General features: G+C 48.4%; 16 protein-coding genes. 9 read left to right on the forward strand and 7 right to left on the reverse strand.

The window, feature by feature from the left end; translation table 11 throughout:
* Window positions 1-56: 56 nt before the first annotated feature.
* From J3369_RS08510 to J3369_RS08520, 3 genes are all read right to left on the reverse strand, one after another.
* Entirely contained in the window at window positions 57-1,913 is a 1,857-nt protein-coding gene (locus J3369_RS08510) for a putative bifunctional diguanylate cyclase/phosphodiesterase (RefSeq protein ID WP_349585774.1), read from the reverse strand.
* A 178-nt stretch (window positions 1,914-2,091) separates the two neighbouring features.
* Complete coding sequence (locus tag J3369_RS08515) at window positions 2,092-3,009, reverse strand: LysR family transcriptional regulator (protein WP_119500983.1); 918 nt, start codon at window positions 3,007-3,009, stop codon at window positions 2,092-2,094.
* Between the two features lie 131 nt (window positions 3,010-3,140).
* Entirely contained in the window at window positions 3,141-3,491 is a 351-nt protein-coding gene (locus J3369_RS08520; RefSeq protein ID WP_349585776.1) for a rhodanese-like domain-containing protein, read from the reverse strand.
* 206 nt (window positions 3,492-3,697) lie between these two features.
* On the opposite strand from J3369_RS08520, the gene J3369_RS08525 reads away from it, so the two are divergent.
* Window positions 3,698-4,018, forward strand: a complete 321-nt coding sequence (locus tag J3369_RS08525) for an ArsR/SmtB family transcription factor (protein ID WP_119500985.1) — start codon at window positions 3,698-3,700, stop codon at window positions 4,016-4,018.
* A gap of 44 nt (window positions 4,019-4,062) precedes the next feature.
* Here the strand turns inward: J3369_RS08525 and J3369_RS08530 are convergent, their stop codons facing one another.
* Window positions 4,063-4,812, reverse strand: coding sequence for a PRC-barrel domain-containing protein (locus J3369_RS08530; RefSeq protein WP_349585778.1), 750 nt, complete (start codon window positions 4,810-4,812; stop codon window positions 4,063-4,065).
* A gap of 223 nt (window positions 4,813-5,035) precedes the next feature.
* A complete protein-coding gene (locus J3369_RS08535; RefSeq protein WP_303574533.1) occupies window positions 5,036-5,392 on the reverse strand; it encodes a MaoP family protein in 357 nt (118 codons plus the stop codon).
* Window positions 5,393-5,708: 316 nt separating this feature from the next.
* On the opposite strand from J3369_RS08535, the gene J3369_RS08540 reads away from it, so the two are divergent.
* The 8 genes from J3369_RS08540 (at window position 5,709) to J3369_RS08575 (ending at window position 17,114) form a co-directional block, all read left to right on the forward strand.
* Window positions 5,709-5,873, forward strand: coding sequence for a hypothetical protein (locus J3369_RS08540; protein ID WP_303574532.1), 165 nt, complete (start codon window positions 5,709-5,711; stop codon window positions 5,871-5,873).
* A 126-nt stretch (window positions 5,874-5,999) separates the two neighbouring features.
* Entirely contained in the window at window positions 6,000-6,833 is an 834-nt protein-coding gene (locus tag J3369_RS08545; protein WP_349585781.1) for a LysR family transcriptional regulator, read from the forward strand.
* Window positions 6,834-7,079: 246 nt separating this feature from the next.
* Entirely contained in the window at window positions 7,080-8,231 is a 1,152-nt protein-coding gene (locus tag J3369_RS08550; protein WP_349585783.1) for a peptidase M16 family protein, read from the forward strand.
* A gap of 8 nt (window positions 8,232-8,239) precedes the next feature.
* Window positions 8,240-8,605 carry a DUF2750 domain-containing protein gene (locus J3369_RS08555; protein ID WP_303574529.1) on the forward strand — a complete coding sequence of 122 codons (366 nt, stop codon included), beginning with the start codon at window positions 8,240-8,242 and terminating at the stop codon, window positions 8,603-8,605.
* Window positions 8,606-8,663: 58 nt separating this feature from the next.
* A complete protein-coding gene (locus J3369_RS08560) occupies window positions 8,664-8,897 on the forward strand; it encodes a DUF2789 family protein (RefSeq protein WP_303574528.1) in 234 nt (77 codons plus the stop codon).
* A gap of 175 nt (window positions 8,898-9,072) precedes the next feature.
* On the forward strand, window positions 9,073-11,238 hold the full coding sequence (locus J3369_RS08565; protein WP_349585786.1) for a S46 family peptidase: 2,166 nt from the start codon (window positions 9,073-9,075) through the stop codon (window positions 11,236-11,238).
* Between the two features lie 142 nt (window positions 11,239-11,380).
* Entirely contained in the window at window positions 11,381-12,688 is a 1,308-nt protein-coding gene (locus J3369_RS08570; protein ID WP_349586221.1) for a ribonuclease J, read from the forward strand.
* 262 nt (window positions 12,689-12,950) lie between these two features.
* Entirely contained in the window at window positions 12,951-17,114 is a 4,164-nt protein-coding gene (locus tag J3369_RS08575) for an EAL domain-containing protein (RefSeq protein ID WP_349585788.1), read from the forward strand.
* A 66-nt stretch (window positions 17,115-17,180) separates the two neighbouring features.
* Here the strand turns inward: J3369_RS08575 and J3369_RS08580 are convergent, their stop codons facing one another.
* Together J3369_RS08580 and J3369_RS08585 are read right to left on the reverse strand one after the other, a co-directional pair.
* Window positions 17,181-19,439 (reverse strand): xanthine dehydrogenase family protein molybdopterin-binding subunit, encoded by a 2,259-nt coding sequence (locus J3369_RS08580; RefSeq protein ID WP_349585790.1) that lies wholly within the window; start codon window positions 19,437-19,439, stop codon window positions 17,181-17,183.
* Window positions 19,436-19,891, reverse strand: coding sequence for a (2Fe-2S)-binding protein (locus J3369_RS08585; protein ID WP_349586223.1), 456 nt, complete (start codon window positions 19,889-19,891; stop codon window positions 19,436-19,438). Before J3369_RS08585 ends, J3369_RS08580 begins: the two co-directional genes overlap by 4 nt.
* Window positions 19,892-20,072 lie beyond the last annotated feature (181 nt).

Raw genomic sequence — 20,072 nt, forward strand, 5'->3', positions numbered from 1 at the left:
TACGTATTACAGGGTGTCTGCGGATTAAGATCACGCATTATTTTATAATTATAAAGTCAGTGACCGCCGGTGTGAGTGCGGTTTTGCGGTGATGTCAGGCAAGTACCGTCCTGCATCACAGAAAGGATGTCTTTTGCCGGCATGGGTCTGCCGTAAAGATAACCTTGTGCGATGTGACAGTCCAGCCGGGTCAGCAGGCTGGCTTGTTGCTGTGTTTCCACGCCTTCGGCGATCACGTCGATCCCCAGGTTGCGGCATAAAGACACAATCCCTTCCACTATTTTTGCGTCACGGTTTCCGTCAGCCAGACCACGAATAAATGACTGGTCAAGTTTGACAGTATGAATATCCAGTTCCCGCAGGTAGGCAAATGAGCTCATGCCGGTACCAAAATCGTCAATAGATGTGGCAATGCCCATTTCTCTGAAATCTGACAGTACACGGCGGCTTACCGCGATGTCCACCATCGTGGCGCTTTCAGTGAGTTCAAACTCCAGCAAGGCGGGTTTAATACCTGACTTTTCCAGCAAACTACGGACAAAGGGGATGAATGCGCTGTCCATTAAATTATAAGCAGACAGATTGACCGACACAGGTAATTCAAACCCGCAGGATGACCAGGCTTTGATTTGATTGACCGCCATTTCCACCGTGTAACGGGTAAAAGCATGAATAATTCCGCTTTGTTCGACCAAATCAATGAATAACGAAGGTTGCAGTAGTCCTTCTTCAGGATGCTGCCACCGCACAATGGCTTCGGCGCCTGCCAGTCTGCCACTGCCAATTTCTACTTTGGGCTGATAATGCAGTACAAATTCTTTATTGTGCAATGCTGAGCGAAGCTGACTGCGCAAAGTTACTTTAATGGTGCTGTTATATGCCAGTCTCTCATTATAAATTTGCACGCCAAGACGCAATTTTTTTGCCCTGTGCATGGCGTTTTCAGCGTTCCTGATCAGCATTTCGGGATGGTGACCATGCTCAGGGAAGCAGACAACACCAATACTGCAACTGACCTCAAATGCACTGTTTCCGATAAATAACGGTTCACGGCAATCGTACAGCAGGGTAAACGCGCGGCTGAGTACATCGTCTGCCGGCAGATCAGGGTGCCAGATAACAAATTCATCACTACGGTAGCGATATACCTTAACGCCTTTTCCGGCAATATTTTTTAACCGCTGTGAAAAAGCAAACAACATTCTGTCACCCATAGCGTGTCCCAGCGCATCATTAATTTCTCTGAAGCGGTCGAGATCAAGAAAAAACAACGCGCCATGGGTTGAATTGAATGTATCACCGGACAGCAGCGCATTGCGGTTGGGAAGTTTGGTCAATGCATCTTCAAGAGCCAGTCGCTCCAGCGTGTTATTAGCCTGCTCAAAGCGGCGGGCAATGAAGGCGGACATCAGCAGGGCAGCCCACACTGCAACCCAAAACGTAATAAAACCGGCGAGAGAAAGGGTGTTAACGATCTGTGAGGATATTTCAGTGAGATCTTTTGTGCGCCAAATAACGGTCAACGGGGCTTCATCTGCGGTTGAAGGCAGCTCACGGATATACAAACGCAGATTGTTAAATTCTGTCACCGGCTCGCCTGAATTTGCCGTCAGTGTGTCAGGAAGGTCAGCTATGCCGGACTTTTGATACAAGATTTTTGAGCCCCGTTTTACCACCATTACCGCATCAGGCATGAGTTTTTTGTTGATGGCCGGCTGACTGGCAAGGGTGCTGATAAAAGGCATCTGGCTGTCGAAATACTGTTTTTCAAAATCGGTTTCAAGCTCAATCAGAATACCATGGCCGAGGTAGCACAATACGCCTATCAGCAGCATAGATAAGCCTGTGGAGCCTGCCAGCAACCGTTTGCGTAAGCTGGCTTTATTATGTTGAATTTCGACTCTATGCGGCATTGATTGTGGTATCCGCTTTGGAAGGCTGAATCTCAGGTGCAGACCCTTTGGTTCCAGAATAATAATAAATGATGATATGTGGCACGGGTCCCTCCTTTGTTATTATTTTATACGGGACCTGTTTGTTATACCTGCTTACGCTTTTTGGGGCAACTTTTGCGCCCGATTTGCGTGCTGTTTAACGAATTAAAAAGCCTTCCGCCTCTGCTGTGGGGAGATTCATTGACTGATAGCGCAGTTCGCCAATAAAAGCTCGGGCAGCGGGTCCGAGACGGTCTCCGTCTTCAAAACAAAGATACAACAGGCCTTTACGTATACCGCTGGTCTCCATCGGAAGTGGTTTCAACAGTCCCTGATTCAGCTGTGGCTTGATAATAGCCAGTGGCAGCCATGCGAAACCCAGACCTTTGCATATAATGTCGATTGATGTACGTACGTGGCTTACTGTCCAGCGTTGGTCGGCACCCAGCCAGCCGGATTCGGCTTTGCGTTCTGCAGACGAATCTCGCACCACTATCTGACGGTGAGATTTCAAATCTTCTACGGTTAACGCACGTTCAAGCTGATGCAGCGGATGGTCCGGGTGGGCAACGGCAACAAATTCAATTTCGCATAAATCTTCGCTGAAACCGTTTTTAACAGCAAAAGGTGAGATAGCAATATCCACTTCAGCAGCTTTTAATAGTGAATTTGCACCATTAAGTACGGTTTCCATCAGTTCTATCCGTAAAAGCGGATATTCCTGAGAGACTTTATTTAAAACATTATATAAAAGCGTAGGCGGGAAAATAATATCAACAGCAATGCGTAATTGCGTCTCGGTGCCACTTTGCAGGTTCGTTGCAACGGCTTCCAGTTTGTGCGCTTCATCAAGGAGAAAATTAGCACGGCGCAGCATCAAATCACCGGCCTCTGTTAATTTAACTTTTCGCCCGTCATTTTCAAATAAAGTAATGCCAAGGGCTGTTTCCAGTTTTTGAACGGCGTGATGCACACTCGACTGACTTTTATGTACCAGCTGAGCTGCCTGATTAAAGCCACCTGCATCCACGACGGCTTTAAACATCCGCCACTGCTCTAACGTTGCTTTCAACATAATTTTCCGTGTCTGTCTTTAATCAACCACTAAGGTAATTTTGCTTCTGTTTCTGATAATCAGTTTACCTCAGAGCGCACGCTGGTAAAACACGAAAGCATAAAACGCTATCAGCCGGTTGCGCCGTTCCGTCATTCAGGGAAGTGTTTACAAATATCTATAACAGGACAGGTGATGACAGAGACATTTTCGTATCCCATCAATGCAAGTTGTTCTGCAGCCAGTTTGGCACGGACCCCTGATGCGCAATGTAAATAAACCGGTTTGGCGGCGTCAGGGAACTTTTCGGCCATCTTCATCTCTAATACCCCCCTGGGGAAATTGATAGCGCTTTCAGACGGTTGGTTCTGACATTCTCCCGGCTCACGAACGTCAATCAATACGCCGTCATTGCCGGCACATTCCGACGCTGCCTCTTGAGCTGTGATAATTCGTAAGGGCAGGGTGATAGAAGCAATGCGTTCCTGAATCGTCTTCAGCATGGTTATTCTCCGGAAATGGTCGGGTCATGACAGTCATGTCCCCCGATAGTGATAACATTTACAATATAAGCTAAATGTAATATAGCTTGCGGTAAATAAACAGTGGTAATACCTTGGAACGCATGTTATTTACGATGAACATTGTTGATAAGTGAGAATCATTTACGCTTTAATACCCACAAATAAATAATAAAGAAGTACTACTAATGACAGCGACTGCAAACAACATTGACACAGAAGAATTGTTATCCCATGCCTCCGAGGCTGAGCGATATTTAAAGCAATTAGCGAACAAAACCCGCCTTATGGTGTTATGTTCTCTGCTAAATGATGAATTTTCTGTATCTGATTTACTGACCCGGATTCCGGTAACTCAGCCGGTACTTTCTCAACATCTGGCACTTTTACGTGAGGCCAACATGGTGGCCACCCGTCGTGACGGGCAGACAATTTACTATAGTCTTGCTGACGACAGAGTGAAGCAGACTATAGGCCTGCTATATGGTTTCTTCTGTGCTGCAGAGTGACATCTCCGGTTCTTATTGAATAAAGGCGGCGGCTGCCGCCTTTATTATTTTCGATCTGTCATTAATGGTTTACTTGCCAGAGACGCAAGGTAGTCGGCGTCATCAAGGCGATCATCATCCACTTCCGGTAATGCCATCAGGTCATCATGACTCATGTTCACATTGATCTTATGCGTCGACCAGTCGATATCTTTTATCAGCGCGGGTGCGAGCGCAATTTTTTTCCCGCCGGGCAGCCAGTTTCGTGTATCAATAATAAAAAGTTGAATGGCCCAGTTGCGTTTGTCGATGACAAAATCACATACGTGACCTGTGTCCTCGCCCTGCGCACTGATATCGTATCCGTTTACTTCTTCGCAGGACCGTAAGTGATTTTCAGGCTTGCTTTCAAGGGTGTCCATGTCGTCCAGCATACTTTGCTGGTCAACAAGCTCTGTAGGATGTGAGAAGTCGCCCCAGGCACCCGGACCCGTCCAGTAATAGCCATAACCGAAATATTTAAATAAGATTTCTTCATATTCCCGCGATAACGGTTTGTGATCGTCGATGGACGGACTTTCTTTCAAAGCATCTTTGGTCATAGACACATAGAGTTTTTCTTCTGTGTCATTCACCTCAGTAAGTGAAATGGGGGAGAGTACTACTTTGCGGCCAAGGGGCAGCCACTTGTGTGTATCGGCCACAAAGTAGCGGATAACGAAATCCTGCTCATCAAACAAAACATCTTTGCACTGACCAATGTCGCCGTCAGTGGCATGAATTCCGAATTTTGTCAGGGTATTAAAAGCAATCATCTTTTTGTCCTTTTTGCCTGCTTAAACCATAAGCGCAGTGAAATCCCGGTCTTACAAGTACTGAGATTGCACGGGTATACATGCTGTTTCGTACAGGCAATCTAAAAAGATCACAAAAAGCTGCGGGAAAAAGTAAAAAGTTAAGGCGTGAATAAAACGGCAAAACCTGACCGGTTCCGTGAAAGAAACCGGGCAGGTTCATAAAGATGGCTGTGAAGATGAATCAGGCGACGTCGAATGTTTCGTCTGAGTAGTCATCATCAAATTCGGCCGCGTTGCTGGCCGAACTGTGTAACGTGTAGAAGTTACGTTTTCCACGGGCAAGGTGTACGTACTTTTGCCACGCTTTTTCCAGTCCATTCTCAGCCGGAACAGTACCGGAAATGAAAGCGACAAAGTGTTTTTCATCAGCGGATTCAGGTTGTATTGTGCCTGATTCCAGATCACACAAAGTTTTACCGTAACGGGTCAGCAAGTCGGCCTCAGGTATACTGAAGTCTCCGGATTTTTTAAAACCGTACGGAAATTTTACCCTGTCGATGAAGGGCTTTGGAGCTGGTCGGATATCAAACGTTTTCATGGCGAAGTCTCGAAAAGGAGTAAACTCAGCAGACTTTTAAATCAATAAAAACATCATGGGAAACAAATTTTTTTTACCTTTAAGATAAATAATTTTGAATGTGCTTTTGTCAGGACGACAAGCACCGTGAGCAGTCCGGGAAACGGGCTCAACGGGGAAATCAGACCTTTAACGCTACACTAGTGAGGTAGCTCATGAACAGAGGGTGGTTGATTTTTGTTCAGTGAAATTATTCATCGTCACGATGATTAATTTTTGTTTCCCATTTTTGTCAGCACACTGATAATGGAGATGTGGCAATAACTATGAGACTGCAATGAGTAAAGACTATCGTTACCACCGTGAAGAATGGGACTCGGTAGAAGATGGTGACATTCACGGCAAAAAAAGCCAGGACCGTCGTCATCAGGTGAAAACTAAGCAAAAGCGTGACGTCCAGCGTCGCGAAAAACAGCGAAGGCTTCACCAGGAAAGTTACTGATAACACGCGATTAATGTTATCTGAGCAACGCATCAGTTTTCTGATGCGTTGTGTACATTTTTGTTTTACAACCATAGAAAGCTGTGAGACCGTATACCCTGTAACGTGACTCGCTGTGTAGCATCTATGGATATCCGCTTTTTATCTACCTTTCTTGAAGTTGTTAAGACCCGGCATTTTGGTAAAGCCGCAGAGAATCTTTATCTGACGCAATCTGCTGTCAGCGCCAGAATTAAATTGCTGGAAGAGTATTTTCAGACCACTTTATTTATACGCCACCGCAACAGTATTCAATTGACGCAGGCTGGTGAGAAACTCCTTCCTTTCGCGCATCAACTGACCGACACGCTAAAAAACGCCAAACGGGAACTGCAAGCCGAATCCGGCGAATTTGTGGTGTGCGCCGCTACCCAGCTGGCCAGTGAAATGGGGTTCACGTCTGTGCTGGGAAAAGTTCATCAGGCATTTCCAGACTGGTCTGTAAAAGCCGAAGTGCTTACGCTGGACAGCTTATCCCGTCAGCTTCATGAAAGAACCATCGACATTGCATTGTCTTCAGAACCGCTGAAGTCTGAAGAAATTCTGAGTACCGAGTTGCTGTGTGAGCCCCTTGCTATGTTTGCTTATGGTACTGAAGCAGAAGAGCCTGCGCCGAACACCTATGTGTCTGTAGAGTGGGGCAGCAAAGTCAGGGATAAGTTACAGCAAATCAGTCCTCAGCTCCGTGATGCCAGACTCAGTACAAATTCTCTCCGGCTGGCTGCCAGCAGCCTTACTGAAGAAGGCGGCTTTGCGTTGTTACCTGAATCGGTTGCAAAAAAACTGTTACCGGCCGGGGAACTCCGTTGTGTCAGTACTTTTGAGGATCTCTCTGCGACGGTTTATCTTAATACAATGAAATCGGTTAAACGTCCCGGGCTACCCGCACTGCTCGATTTACTCACATCCGCTCAAGTGTGATATTACCGGTATCGTCCGGTCACTCACCTTTTTATTTACATCGTCAGACTGGCGTAATACCAGTCTGAATCTGGAATTTAATTCTGTTTGGGTTATGATACCTGCATACGGTTAAACTTTCGCCAGGCTGGCGGATTAAAGTTACCGTTTATCTCTGTGTCTGACGGATTTAGCACAGATGAGAACCAAATCACTATTAATACTGTATTGACTGACAGAATATGCGGCCATGGAAGGAGTAAAAGCATGCGTTGTCTGAAAATATGGGGTCTGGTAATCGCGTGTTTGACCTCATTGGCGTTAACAGCCTCTGTTGAAACTGTCTCTGCGGAACCAGTTCCGGCGAAATATTCCTCATCTGTTACCAGTGCGGTACAGCTACAGCCTGCCAACGGCGAAGTGTTCAATTCTGTTGCTCAGCGCACGATAACGTTCACCCTGGAAAATGGCCTTAACGTGGTCATGCTGCCCATGGATACAACAGCCGCCGTCACCTTACATTTGCAGTTTGATACCAACAGGTATCCTGATAAACCATTGCCCGGATTACCTGCGCTGGCTTTCGACGTACTGGCAGCAAATCCCGCTTTGTCAGATTTTAACGGTGATCTCCAGTTGGTCAGCGGCGCCCGTACCAGTCAGGTGAGCGTGGATACGTCCGGCGAAAAAGCTATAGAAGCGACTAATGTGCTGGCACAGGCTGTACGCTATAACGGTATTGATGAAGACATTCTGGCAAGAACAAAAGCCGAACACTGGCGGAACTATGAAATTGCCGGTTTGCAAAAAGCCACCGGTATTGAGGCCGGTAATTTAAGCCGCGGGACAGTGCAACCGGAAGCGGCTTCATTTTTGAATATCACCGGCGATGATATCCGCAACTATGTGACTGACACATTGGTGGCCAGCCACGCCAGACTCTTTGTGGCAGGTGATTTTATGCCGGATAAACTGGAACAGGCCATACGACGGGCATTTGCCGGCATGCCGGCAGGAAACGCAGGTGCGTCCGCCGGTAAAAACCGCTATGCCGGCTACACGTTAGTTCACCGTGAAGTGGCAACGCCCGCCAGCCGGTTAACAGCAGCCTTTGGGCCGGAAAAACGCTTAACGGCGGAGGATAAAACTGCTTCCAGCTTTGTGTTACCGCAACACCAACGCGGTGAATTAATTAATCAGTTAGCAAATCTTTACGCTTTTGACTTGCAGGAAAGAAGTCTGACCCAATATATCAGCTATATTCATCAAAGATCAGTCGTCCGGTCTGGTAATACTGTGGAGAGAAATCCCATGGCAGATTCATTATCATCGGGTAACGGAAAGCCGGAATATCAAACACAGGATGATAAGCCGGATGCTGATAAATTTAAGTCAGATAACCGCTTGCCGGTTCTGTAAGGAAATGTATGTCTTTATCTCACCCTCTACTGGAAGTCAGTGCTGAAAAACGCCTTCAGGCCACCGTTGAATCCGTCATTGAAAATGGCGAGGTGTGGATTTTAAAAGATGACGATGGTTGTGTGATGCTCACTTCTGATGAAGAAGACGGTGTGCCGGTATGGCCTGATGAGGCGCTGGCTGCACTCTGGGCTACGGATGAATGGTCTCACTGTGAGCCGTTACGCATTTCCCTGCAGGACTGGATGCAAAAGTGGACACCTGGCCTGTTGAAAGACGCGCTGGTGGTCATGGTTTGCCCGGTACCGGGTGAAGAAGGCGAGATTATTGAACCGGATGTTATGGCGGAGAAAATTCTCGCTGCAAAAGGCTGATCGCAGGGGCTGCCTCTTACGTTAAAACCGTATCAGAAATGAATAAAAGGAGCAGCGCATGTTATTGCAACAACCCACAATGCAGGATCTGTTCGCTCAACTGGGTCTGGACAACAGCGATGAAGCGATGGAAAGTTTTGTCGAAAAACACCGGGGTTTGAACGACAGCAGACACATTGAAGATGCACCTTTCTGGAATGATGCACAGGCTACATTTTTGAGAAGTGCGTTGCTGGAGGATGCTGAATGGGTCGAAATTATCGATCAACTGAATGCTGAATTGCATCATTAAATAAAGTCACGCCCTGCATCTGACAGGGCGTTATTTTTTTGCTCTTTCCTGACACATTTTCTCACACTCTTTAGCGTCTCAACGCGAACCAGAGTACTTTTGCAATTTCCATTCTGATGTCTGCCGGGTAAACTAGGGACGTAGAATAACGACGGAAAAAAGCAAAGGAATCAAGATGTCCCGAAAAACAATCATTGCTGCGTCAGTAGCATTTTGCTGTGCAGCGCTTCCGGCACTGGCAAAAGAAGGTATGTTTACCCCTGAACAGCTCCCGCAAATAGCCGGTGATCTTAAAAATACCGGTCTGGAGATTTCTCCTGAAACACTCTCTGACTTAACCGGTTTTCCCATGGGCGCGATTGTTTCCCTTGGCGGTTGCTCTGCTTCCTTCGTTTCCGCACAGGGTCTGGCCGTTACCAACCATCACTGTGCCCGGGGCTCAGTGCAGTACAACAGTACACCTGATAACAATTATCTGGAAAACGGTTTTCTGGCAAAGGAACTGGCAGATGAGTTGCCGGCTGCACCCGGCACGCGCATGTTCGTTACTGTGGATTTTGCTGATGTGACCAGTCAGGTGACCGGCATGCTCAGTGAGGATTTACAGGGGCGGGAACGATACGATGCCATCGAGCAAAGCCGCAAGGCGATTATTGCTGAATGCGAAGCAGAGCCCGGATACCGCTGTTCCGTACCGGCTTTTTTCCAGGGACTGGAATATAAATTAATCAAGCAAATGGAAATACGCGATGTGCGTATCGCTTATGCACCGGCGGAGTCCACAGGGAAATACGGCGGGGAAATTGATAACTGGATGTGGCCCCGCCACACCGGGGACTTCTCATTTTACCGCGCTTATGTGGGACCTGACGGAAAGCCGGCAGACTACAGTGAAGATAATGTCCCTTATCAGCCTTCACAAATACTGAAGGTCTCTGCAGCTGGGGTGGATGACGGCGATTTTGTGATGGCCGCAGGTTATCCCGGTTCGACAAACCGCTATGCCAGACTTTCACTGGTTTCCTATACGTTTGACTGGTTGTATCCCACGTACCTTGATTTGGTGGGGCAGTGGGTTGATACCATCAAGGGCGCCTCTGAAGAGGGCAGCGATGGGCGGATAAAATATGATGCCTTGCTCGCCAGCCTGAATAATTTCCTGAAAAATACTCAGGGACAACTTGAAGGCGCTAAGCGGGTGGGACTGGTATCGCGCCGCGCTGAAAGAGAAGAAGCACTGACTTCCTGGCTTACGTCGCAGGGTAAAAATGCCCTGGTTGACAATATCACTCAACTGGACAGCGTCATGGAAGAGCGCATCAGAAATAACAAGCAAAATTTCTGGTATAAAAATTTGTCCCGTGCACAGTTATTGTCAGTGGCGAAACAGCTTTACCGCAATGCAATAGAAAGTGAGAAACCGGATGCTGAACGTGAACCGGGTTTTCAGGATCGGGACCGTTCACGGCTGGAAGAAAGCCTGACCCGTGTAGATCGTCGCTTCGATGCCGCTGTTGATAAAGCGGTATGGAAAAAAATGATTTCGCTTTACATAGCTCAGCCTGAAGAAGCCCGGGTGAAAGCCTTTGATAATGCAATGGGTCTGAAGGCCGCTGCTGATAAAGGAAACCTGGATGAAGTACTGGATACTTTTTATCGTGAAACTACACTGAAAGATACTGAAATGCGGGTGAACTGGCTTAAGGCCGGTCGGAGTGAATTTGAGAGCAGTAAAGATCCTTTCATTCGTCTTGCTGTGGCGTTGTATGACACCGAAATGCAAATCGAAGATGCCACAAAAGCGCTGCAGGGGCAGTCTGCTGCCTTGCAGCCTTTGTACATGCAAGCCATTATTGACTGGCAGAAATCAAAAGGTAGTCTGGCGTACCCTGATGCCAACAGTACACTGAGGGTGACCTATGGAAATGTACTCGGCGGCTCGCCAAAAGACGGCTTAATCTATGAACCGTTTACCCGTCTTGAAGGTATTTTAGAGAAAGACACCGGGGAAAGTCCCTTCAATGCACCGGCAAAATTGTTGTCGCTGATTGAAGAAAAGCAGTACGGACCTTATAAACTGGATAGTATTAACAGTGTACCGGTCAATTTCCTTACCGATCTGGATTCCACCGGCGGTAATTCAGGCTCCGCAACGCTGAATGCCAACGCTGAGCTGGTTGGTTTGTTGTTCGACGGTACATTTGAAAGTGTTAACTCAGACTGGGATTTTGATCCCCGTACAACACGTACTATTCATGTTGATGCGCGATACATGCTGTGGGTAATGGAATATGTAGACGGCGCAACCAATCTCATTGATGAAATGACCATCGCGAAATAATTGCCCGTTCTGACTACGTACGGCCTGTGATTGACAGGCCGTTTTTATTTTACTTCTTAATGGGGAGGTGATTATCAGCTCACTTAATCCGGCAAAAGATGATTTATGGTTTATTCCGCTGGGCGGTACCGGTGAAATTGGCATGAACCTGAATCTTTATGGACACGACGGACAGTGGTTAATGGTGGATTGCGGCGTCTCTTTTAATGAGTCTCTGTATCCGGCTGCTGAAACGGGCGTCACAAAAGATGCCTTATTTTCTGTCGTCGCGCCGGACCCGGAATTTATCACCTCCCGCAAAGAGCAACTGGCCGGGCTGGTGATAACCCATGCTCATGAAGATCACGTCGGTGCGGTTCCTTATATCTGGCAACGGTTTCGTTGTCCTGTTTATACCACGCCGTTTACTGCCGAAGTGCTGCGCCGCAAACTGGCAAGGGAAAATATGGCCGGACGGGTGCCTATCATAGAAGTGTCGGAAAACAGCACCCACACGATTGGGCCTTTCACCGTGCGCTGGCTGGCTATTACTCATTCCATTCCTGATCCCTACGCCATATTGATAGACACCTCAGCAGGTAAAATTTTTCATACTGCTGACTGGAAAATCGATGCGCAGCCTGTGTCAGGCAAGCCTTTTCAGCACACGCTTTATCAGGCACTGAAAGAAGAGAACATTCTGGCTATGGTGGGGGATTCTACCAATGCATTGAAGCCGGGCATGTCACTGTCTGAACGTAATTGCTTCGATGGCTTGTTATCAGTCATCAAGCCATTGAAGGGCAGAGTAGTGGTAGCCTGTTTTGCCAGTAACATCGCCAGACTGATTTCTCTGGCACGGGTTGCTCAACGGACCGGGCGTTACCTTGCCCTGCTTGGCCGCTCACTCATCAACATGGTCAGCATTGCCAGGGCTCAGGGCTTCTGGCCGGAAGATATTACGCTGGCAGATCCTGAACATATTGGCTACTTACCACCCGAAGAAGTGCTGGTGGTGGCAACAGGCAGCCAGGGAGAGCCCCGGGCTGCGCTCTCCCGTCTGGCAACAAACAGTCATCCGCAACTGGAGCTGGCCAGAGGCGACCATGTTATTTTTTCCAGCATAGTGATACCCGGTAACGAAAAGCCGGTAGAGCGGTTGCTGTCCCGTTTTGCAGCCATGGGAGTCAGTACGTTGCTCAGTGAAGACAGCCCGTTGCCGGTTCACGCCAGCGGTCACCCCTGTGCTGAAGAACTTAAGCTTATGTATCACTGGGTGAAGCCGGAAATTGCCATTCCTGTACATGGCGAAGCTGCACATCTGCAGGCCCATGCAGATATTGCAAAATCATGCGGTATCCGGAAAACCTATGTGGGCACCAATGGTGATCTTTACCGCCTCGCTCCTCAGGCCGGTATCAAACGCGGCGCGGTGAAAGCCGGCCGGATCCCTATCAGGGAAAAGGACTGACACGTATTAACAGCTTCTTATTTTTCAATGAGGTATGTAAATTTATCCTCAGGTCAGGCAGTGCCGCTTTCAATTATGTGCAGAATCGTTAAACTGCACACCATAGACAAATAGCAATTGCGGTTCGCTGTGTCTGACCGGTAAAAAAACGGTGCACGGCGAAGTTGTCAGGCCCGCTGAGGCCTCTCATGTCGAAGTGAAACGACACCTGATGATAACAATGAAAATAATGCGCCAGTTCCCGGACATCAGGGAACGATTAATGACACTGTTGTTTTTTATCCTGTTTTTTCTTACTGGCACGGTGAATGCCGCTCCTCTTATCGAAGATCCCACTTTTTTACAGCTCGGTACCGCCGATGGTCTGGCTCAGGACAAGGTTCAGGATATCGTGCGCGACCGTGACGGATTTATCTGGGTGGCGACAGAAGGGGGCGTGAGCCGCTGGGACGGTTACCGCTTTGTTACCCTGGAAGGTCCTGACGGATTGTTCGTCAACAACGAAATCCGTAATTTGTTTGTCGACAGCAGCAATCGTCTGTGGGTTTCCACTTATTCTGACGGCGTTTATTTTTTTGATTTAAACAGTAACCGTTACCAACTGGTCAGCAGAGTCAGTTATTTTGATGAAGAAGGTTGGACGCAGGGTGCTGATGCCTTCGAAGAACTGGCGGACGGTTCTATGGTGGTAGCGCTGGAACAGCACATTATCAGATATTATCCCCAAACCGGTGAAAGTACTGAACTGTATCGTCTTACCAAAGAGCATATCGAAGAGGGGAACGTAATCAGGGATGTAAAGAGTATGGGCGACCAGCTCTTTATCGCCACAAGTTACGGCCTGGAAGTTATGTCACTGTCAAAAGGGCTGGCAAGTCTTAAAACTCTCAACTATCTGCCTGCCGGCGATATCTCCAATCTTTCTGTTAATACAAAAATCTTATATACCCCATCTCCGGATACATTATTTATCGGCACGGTAGGGGGGCTCTTTTCAATCCCGGTGACTGACCTTACCAAAAAAGATGGTGATGTTATTGAGGTTCAGGGCAGCCGTGTCGTTAAAGATCGCAATATCTGGACAATGACACCGGCCGGTAACGGAGAGTACTGGCTGGGCACAGACCTGGGACTGTTCAGGTTGTATCGTGAAAATGACCAGTGGCAAAACAGCCATATTCTTTATCCTCATGCAGGCATCATTGCGCTGGCTGACAAAAGTATCCGCAGCTTGTTGTCAGATGAGCAGGGGAACTTATGGATGGGCAGTGTATATGGTGGTCTTTTGTTCTGGTATGCCAAGCCATTAGGTATCGAGACGTATCAGAACACCATTCGTGACGATAAGCCGGTCTTGGCAGATAACACCGTGTGGTCATTTTTGCAGGAAGACGACATTCTCTGGGTGGGTACCAAAAACGGATTAACAGCATTCAATCTTAAAACAGAAGAAAGCCGGCATTTCCTTCGTGAAAATGATATCGCCAACAGCAGCGATGTCAGTATTATCATGAATATCTATCCTGCACCGGGTGACAATTTAATTCTGGAGACATACAGAGGACTGCGAATGTTCTCTAAGCAAACCGGAAAAATCAGTCTGCTGCCGGCACATACACCGGAGGCTGAAAAAGTCTTAAACGATTGGAATTTTGGCACAGCAACGGACAACGAAGGCCGCATTTATTTTATTTCCCGGGGCTTCTGGCGCTACGATCCGGCCACAGAAAAACTGGAATCTCTGCCGCTGGATATCGAAGGCATTAACGCCAACTATTCCTTTACCTTTCTTGGCGCAGATAAGCGCTACCCCGGCAAGATCTTCTTGTCAGTAAGAGACGCCGTACTGATGGTGGATACTACGGATTTCGGGATCCGCGATGTCTACCGGTTTCCTGAAAAGGAACGGAATAATATCAGTGCTGTTACCAGCTTCATGGTCGACAGTCACGATGTACTCTGGCTGGGCTTTCCCAGTTACGGCATGGTGGGTTTAGACGCTGAAACCTTTGTTGTGAAAACATACCTGAACGGAACAGAGTCGTTGTTCACAGACATTGTTTACAGCCTCACCGGAGATGAAAGCGGGAACATCTGGTTTACTACCCATGGATTCCTCGGGCGTTATTCACCCCTTTCCGGTTCCGTAGAGCGGTACCGTTACGGAGAAGACATCAGAGTCTCTGAATTTAATGATGGCGCAGCGTTAAAGCTTAGTGACGGACGTCTGGCATTTGGTTCTACGGCAGGATTCGTGTTGTTTGATCCGGAAAAATTGCTGGATAAAGCAACGCAACGGGCCCGTAGCGTGAAAAAAATGGTGATCAGCAACGTGTTGCTGGACTCCCGCATGATCCATGAACCCATGCGAAACCTTAACGGTGAACATGTTACGTTTAATCATGACGATTACGGCATAACTATCCAGTTCACTGCGTTGTCGTCCAGTTACAGCCGGGATACGACATTCCGCTATAAGCTTGTCAGGGAAAATTCGGTGGTCAGTGAGTCGGTCTCTAAGAATGGGAGTGTCACATTTGCATTCCTGTCTCCGGGCGAATATCACTTTGATGTGTCTCCGTTAAAGCAGGACAACGATGTGGTGCTGCTGCCGGCTTCTTTGTCTTTTACCATTCCGTATCCGCCGCTACGTTCACCGGTGGCCTACAGTATTTATTTTTGCTTTCTGCTGGTTTTACTTGCCAGTTATCTCTTTCACCGGCAGCGTCAGCAAATCCGCTTACATCAGGCTCAACACCAGGTGCGTTTGTTCGGTGACGCGTTTCAGCACACCCGTGACTGGGTAATGATTTTCGACAACGCCTATATGCCGGTGGCTGTGAATCCTTCATGCTGTGCAGCATTCGGGCTCGACAGCGACAAGGGACTGGAACGCCAGCTGAATCGTATGTTTGAGAACTCGCCGCGACTGGGTAAAACGTTAAGAGAAAAATTATCTGTTCTGAAAGCCGGCGAGTTCTGGAAGAGCGAAGAAAGTCTCACCGGTGCTGATGGCCGCCATTATGACGTACTGGTTGAAGTCTCTGTGACCGGCACGATGACTGATGCGGATAAAATCGACCATTACCTCATTATCATGTCAGATATTACGGAGCAGAAAAACGCCGAAAGAAAGCTTATTAAAGTGGCGAACTACGACAGTCTGACCGGTCTGGTTAACCGGACACTGTTGCTCGAAAGGCTTGAACAGGCCATTGAGCGTGCCAATCACCATGGTAGCGAAGTGGGGGTATTGTTCGTCGATCTGGACAGGTTTAAAGGCATTAATGATTCTTTAGGACATGATTATGGCGATAAATTACTCAGGATTGTTGCCAACCGCATGCTGAATCTGGCATCACCGGACGATACTGTAGCCAGACTGGGCGGTGATGAGTTTGTTATTGTGACTGAAAATGTTACTGACAGGCAGAGAGTCGGTGAGTTTGTCGGTCATCTGATTGAGTCCGTAGAAACCCCTATCGCCCTTGGCAACGAAGTAGTGCGGGTGTCTGCCAGTGTGGGGATTTCTTTTTATCCCGAAGATGCCTCTGAGCCTGCTGAATTGCTGAAACAGTCGGATGTGGCCATGTATACGGCGAAGAAAGATACTGTGTCCGGCTTCAGTTATTTCACTGAAGATATGAATGCTAAAGTCCGTGACAGACTTAAGCTGGAAAACAGGGTGAAAAAGGCCTGGCAGGAACAGTGTTTTTACAATCATTATCAGCCCATCATTAATGCGAAAACCGGCAAAACTGTTGGCGTCGAACTACTGCTTCGTTGCTCACTCAATGATCCTCCTTTATACCCGTCCGAATTCATTCCGGTACTGGAAGAGTTACGTTATGTGATTGATGTAACCCGTGCTGCTATGCAGGGCGCCGTGGAGGATCTGAAAACATGGTATGCGGACGGCTTTGAGGGGTATGTGGCAATTAACCTCTCAGCTTTACACTTTAAAACCGAGTTCGATATTGATGGTGTGAAAGCCTTACTGGATGAGGCCGGATTGCCACGGAGTGCATTGCGCTTCGAGCTTACTGAAGGGATCCTGATGGATGATGCGGAAGGTGCTCTCCGTCAGGTTAACCGGTTTATCGAAGCCGGTTTTGTACTGGCACTGGATGACTTTGGTACCGGCTATTCATCATTGAGTTATCTGAAAAAATTCCCGCTTCAGGTACTAAAAATCGACAAAAGTTTTGTCGATGATATTGAGCCCGATGGCAGTAACGATGCGCTGGTGCTGGCAACCATAGAAATGGCAACTAACCTGAATATGCGTTGTGTCGCTGAAGGGGTAGAAGAAGCCGGGCAGGTAGAATATTTACTTGAGAAGGGATGTATTTACCATCAGGGCTATTATTATTCCCGCCCTGTAGAGGCGAAATATGTGCCTGAATTACTGAACCGGCAATGGTAATAGCCATTCACCTGTCATAACCGGCAAAATGCCTGTACTGAGTACAGGCATTTTACTTTTTAACGCTTAGCTTTTCAGGTTGAGTTTTAACGGTAACGGCAAGGTTTTAAAACGCTGGCCGGTAGCGGCAAATAACGCATTGCACAGCGCCGGCGTAAATGGCGGCGTCGGCGGCTCACCGACACCGGCTGCCGGCGCATCACTGTCGACGATATCAATCTCAAAGTGTGCCGGTGCATGTTGCATGCGCGCCACGGTGTAATTGTGGAAATTGCTCTGATCTATCGCCCCGTTTGTGGCTGAAATCTGCCCCAGCGCACAGCTCAAACCATAAACAGAACCCCCTTCACACTGCGCCCGTACGTGTTCCGGGTTTACGATGGTGCCGGCATCAATACTGACCCAGGTAGCCGGAATTCGCCACGTACCGTCTTCTTTCACTTCTATTTCCACCACGGTTGCTGTGTAACTTAAAAATGAGCGGTGGGCTGCCAGACCGAGGTAGCGACCCTGTGACTTCCGTTTATCCCAGTCTGCCATGGCCGTCACTCTTTCAATTACATTGATCAGGCGGCCGGTATCCACAGGGTATTTTTCAATGGGATCGCCATAATTTTCATACGCCGCGCCTTCCGCTTTTAAGTCAATCAGACGGGCAGGACCAATGAGTGACAGCAGATGGGCTTTGGGATCCTGACCGGCGTGATGGGCCAGTTCGTCAGCGAAACTCTGCACTGCCCACGCATGGAAAATATTGCATACGCTGCGTAGCCAGCCGATCCTCACATGGTTAACCGCTTCACCTTTTTGCAGCAACATATTATCGATACTGAAAGGGTTATCCATGAATCCCAGACTCAGCTCGCCGTTAGATGGTGTGGTAACGCCGCCGGCGAAGGTGGTGGAAATTGACGGAAATGCGGTGCAGTGTTGCCAGGCCAGCGTTTTTCCATTTTCATCCTGCGCAGCCTTAAGGTGCTGGGCACTCACACTGTGATAATAGCCATGCTGAATGTCGTCTTCCCGCCGCCAGATAAGCTTAACGGGAGCGCCGGTTTGCTTTGAAAGCAGCGCGGCTTCAGCAGCATAATCCGGCTTTGATTTACGTCCGAAACCGCCACCGAGCAAGGTCACGTTGACCGTTACATTGTCAGCCGGGATCCCAAGGGCACCGGCCACGTTGTTGCGGGTAGCCTGAGGTGTTTGTGTACATGCCCAGATTTCAGCTTTATCACCCTGTACGTGTGCTGTTGCCGCGGGTGGTTCCATAGGAGCCTGTGCGAGAAGGGGGGCGAAGTAAGTCGATTCAATGACCTGTTCAGATGATGCCAGTACAGCCGGAGCATCTCCTTTCGACCTGACGGTTTCGCCACCTTTTTGGACTGAGGCAATCAACGCCTGCTTTTCATCTTCAAACTGATAATGGCTATGTTCGTTTTGTGTCCACTCAATGTTCAGCGCTTTTGCGCCCTGCATGGCAGACCAGGTGGACGCAGCTACGACAGCAACGCCACCTAACGGATTAAACATGGCCGGCGCTGCAGCAGCCGGCATGGTGATAATATGTTTTACACCTTTGACCTGTTTCGCTTTGCTGTCGTCCAGCGATTTTACCGTCGTGAACATGACAGGAGGGCGCACAATGACAGCGGTAAGCATACCTTCACGTTGCACATCCTGACCATATACGGTGCTTCCGGCTACCACATCCGGTAAGTCGACGCTGGCCATGCCTTTGCCGCTGTATTTTAAAGCGGACTTTTCCTTAACAGTGACATCTGCTTCGGCAGGGACAGACAAGGTTGCTGCAACAGGAACCAGACTGGCAAAACCGGCTTTGCGGCCTGTCGGCTTGTGTACTACGTAATGGTTTTCACAAACGCACTCACTGCTGTCGGTTCCCCAGCCTTTTGCTGCGGCTTGCCTGAGCATCAATGCAGCGGTAGCGCCTGCTGTTCTCAGCCGGTCGTAATTCCGGCGGATACTTCTGGAGCCGTCTGTATTCTGGTCACCGTAAACCGGATCGCCTGTTGCCTGAGTCACCTTGACCATGGACCAGTCGGCATCCAGTTCGTCAGCAATGATTTGCGCAATGGCGGTGCGGATTTGCTGACCCATTTCCGAGCGGTGGCAGGTGACAGTAATCACACCTTCCTCACTGACAGACACAAAAAGGTTCGGCGCAAGACGCTCTGCTGATGTGGCCATTTCTGCGCCCGGGGCATGAGAGGCCGGCAGCAATGTCACGGACAGGGAAAAGCCACCGGCAGCGGCAGATTTTTTCAGAAACGAGCGGCGTGACAGATTCAAATCAGACGTAGTCATTTTCCTGCCTCCGCTGCTTTTTTAATGGCTTTTTTAATTCTGGGATACGTACCGCACCGGCAGATATTGCCCGACATGGCCCGTTCGATGTCTGCGTCATCAGGCGAAGGATTAGAGGCAAGCAGGGAAGCTGCCTGCATAATCTGACCACTCTGGCAGTAGCCACATTGGGGAACATGTTCTTCAGCCCAGCTTATTTGTAACGGGTGAGCATTGTTTTCATCCAGCCCTTCTATTGTGGTGACTGTTTTACCGTCTGCTGCAGACATGGGTAACTGACAGGAACGCGTAGCCTGACCATCCAGATGTACAGTACATGCGCCGCACAGTGCCTTGCCACAGCCGTATTTCGTGCCGGTCATCTTCAGATCATCACGGATGTACCACAGCAGGGGCATGGCCGGGTCGCCGTCATACTCCTGAGTTTTGCCATTAATTGTAATTTTCATGATTTCGCCTTGTTTGTTCATTCCTTGTTCCCTGGTCAGTGCCGGGAGCGAAAAATGTATGCCTGTTAACTGGTTTAAGTGGTGTAAGTGTCAGTATCTACTATGATTAACCATGAATAACGCTTAGATTTATATAACCGCTTTGTGAATTTAATGTTAATCTCTGCGATACAATAGCAATAAA

The sequence above is a fragment of the Alteromonas sp. NFXS44 genome, from assembly GCF_040148705.1.
In the GTDB taxonomy this organism is placed as follows: Bacteria; Pseudomonadota; Gammaproteobacteria; order Enterobacterales; family Alteromonadaceae; genus Alteromonas.

Coding starts and splice junctions, on each gene's coding strand:
- J3369_RS08510 (WP_349585774.1), bottom strand. CDS start 1,913: ATGCCGCATAGAGTCGAAATTCAACATAATAAAGCCAGCTTACGCAAA.
- J3369_RS08515 (WP_119500983.1), bottom strand. CDS start 3,009: ATGTTGAAAGCAACGTTAGAGCAGTGGCGGATGTTTAAAGCCGTCGTG.
- J3369_RS08520 (WP_349585776.1), bottom strand. CDS start 3,491: ATGCTGAAGACGATTCAGGAACGCATTGCTTCTATCACCCTGCCCTTA.
- J3369_RS08525 (WP_119500985.1), top strand. CDS start 3,698: ATGACAGCGACTGCAAACAACATTGACACAGAAGAATTGTTATCCCAT.
- J3369_RS08530 (WP_349585778.1), bottom strand. CDS start 4,812: ATGATTGCTTTTAATACCCTGACAAAATTCGGAATTCATGCCACTGAC.
- J3369_RS08535 (WP_303574533.1), bottom strand. CDS start 5,392: ATGAAAACGTTTGATATCCGACCAGCTCCAAAGCCCTTCATCGACAGG.
- J3369_RS08540 (WP_303574532.1), top strand. CDS start 5,709: ATGAGTAAAGACTATCGTTACCACCGTGAAGAATGGGACTCGGTAGAA.
- J3369_RS08545 (WP_349585781.1), top strand. CDS start 6,000: ATGGATATCCGCTTTTTATCTACCTTTCTTGAAGTTGTTAAGACCCGG.
- J3369_RS08550 (WP_349585783.1), top strand. CDS start 7,080: ATGCGTTGTCTGAAAATATGGGGTCTGGTAATCGCGTGTTTGACCTCA.
- J3369_RS08555 (WP_303574529.1), top strand. CDS start 8,240: ATGTCTTTATCTCACCCTCTACTGGAAGTCAGTGCTGAAAAACGCCTT.
- J3369_RS08560 (WP_303574528.1), top strand. CDS start 8,664: ATGTTATTGCAACAACCCACAATGCAGGATCTGTTCGCTCAACTGGGT.
- J3369_RS08565 (WP_349585786.1), top strand. CDS start 9,073: ATGTCCCGAAAAACAATCATTGCTGCGTCAGTAGCATTTTGCTGTGCA.
- J3369_RS08570 (WP_349586221.1), top strand. CDS start 11,381: ATGAACCTGAATCTTTATGGACACGACGGACAGTGGTTAATGGTGGAT.
- J3369_RS08575 (WP_349585788.1), top strand. CDS start 12,951: ATGACACTGTTGTTTTTTATCCTGTTTTTTCTTACTGGCACGGTGAAT.
- J3369_RS08580 (WP_349585790.1), bottom strand. CDS start 19,439: ATGACTACGTCTGATTTGAATCTGTCACGCCGCTCGTTTCTGAAAAAA.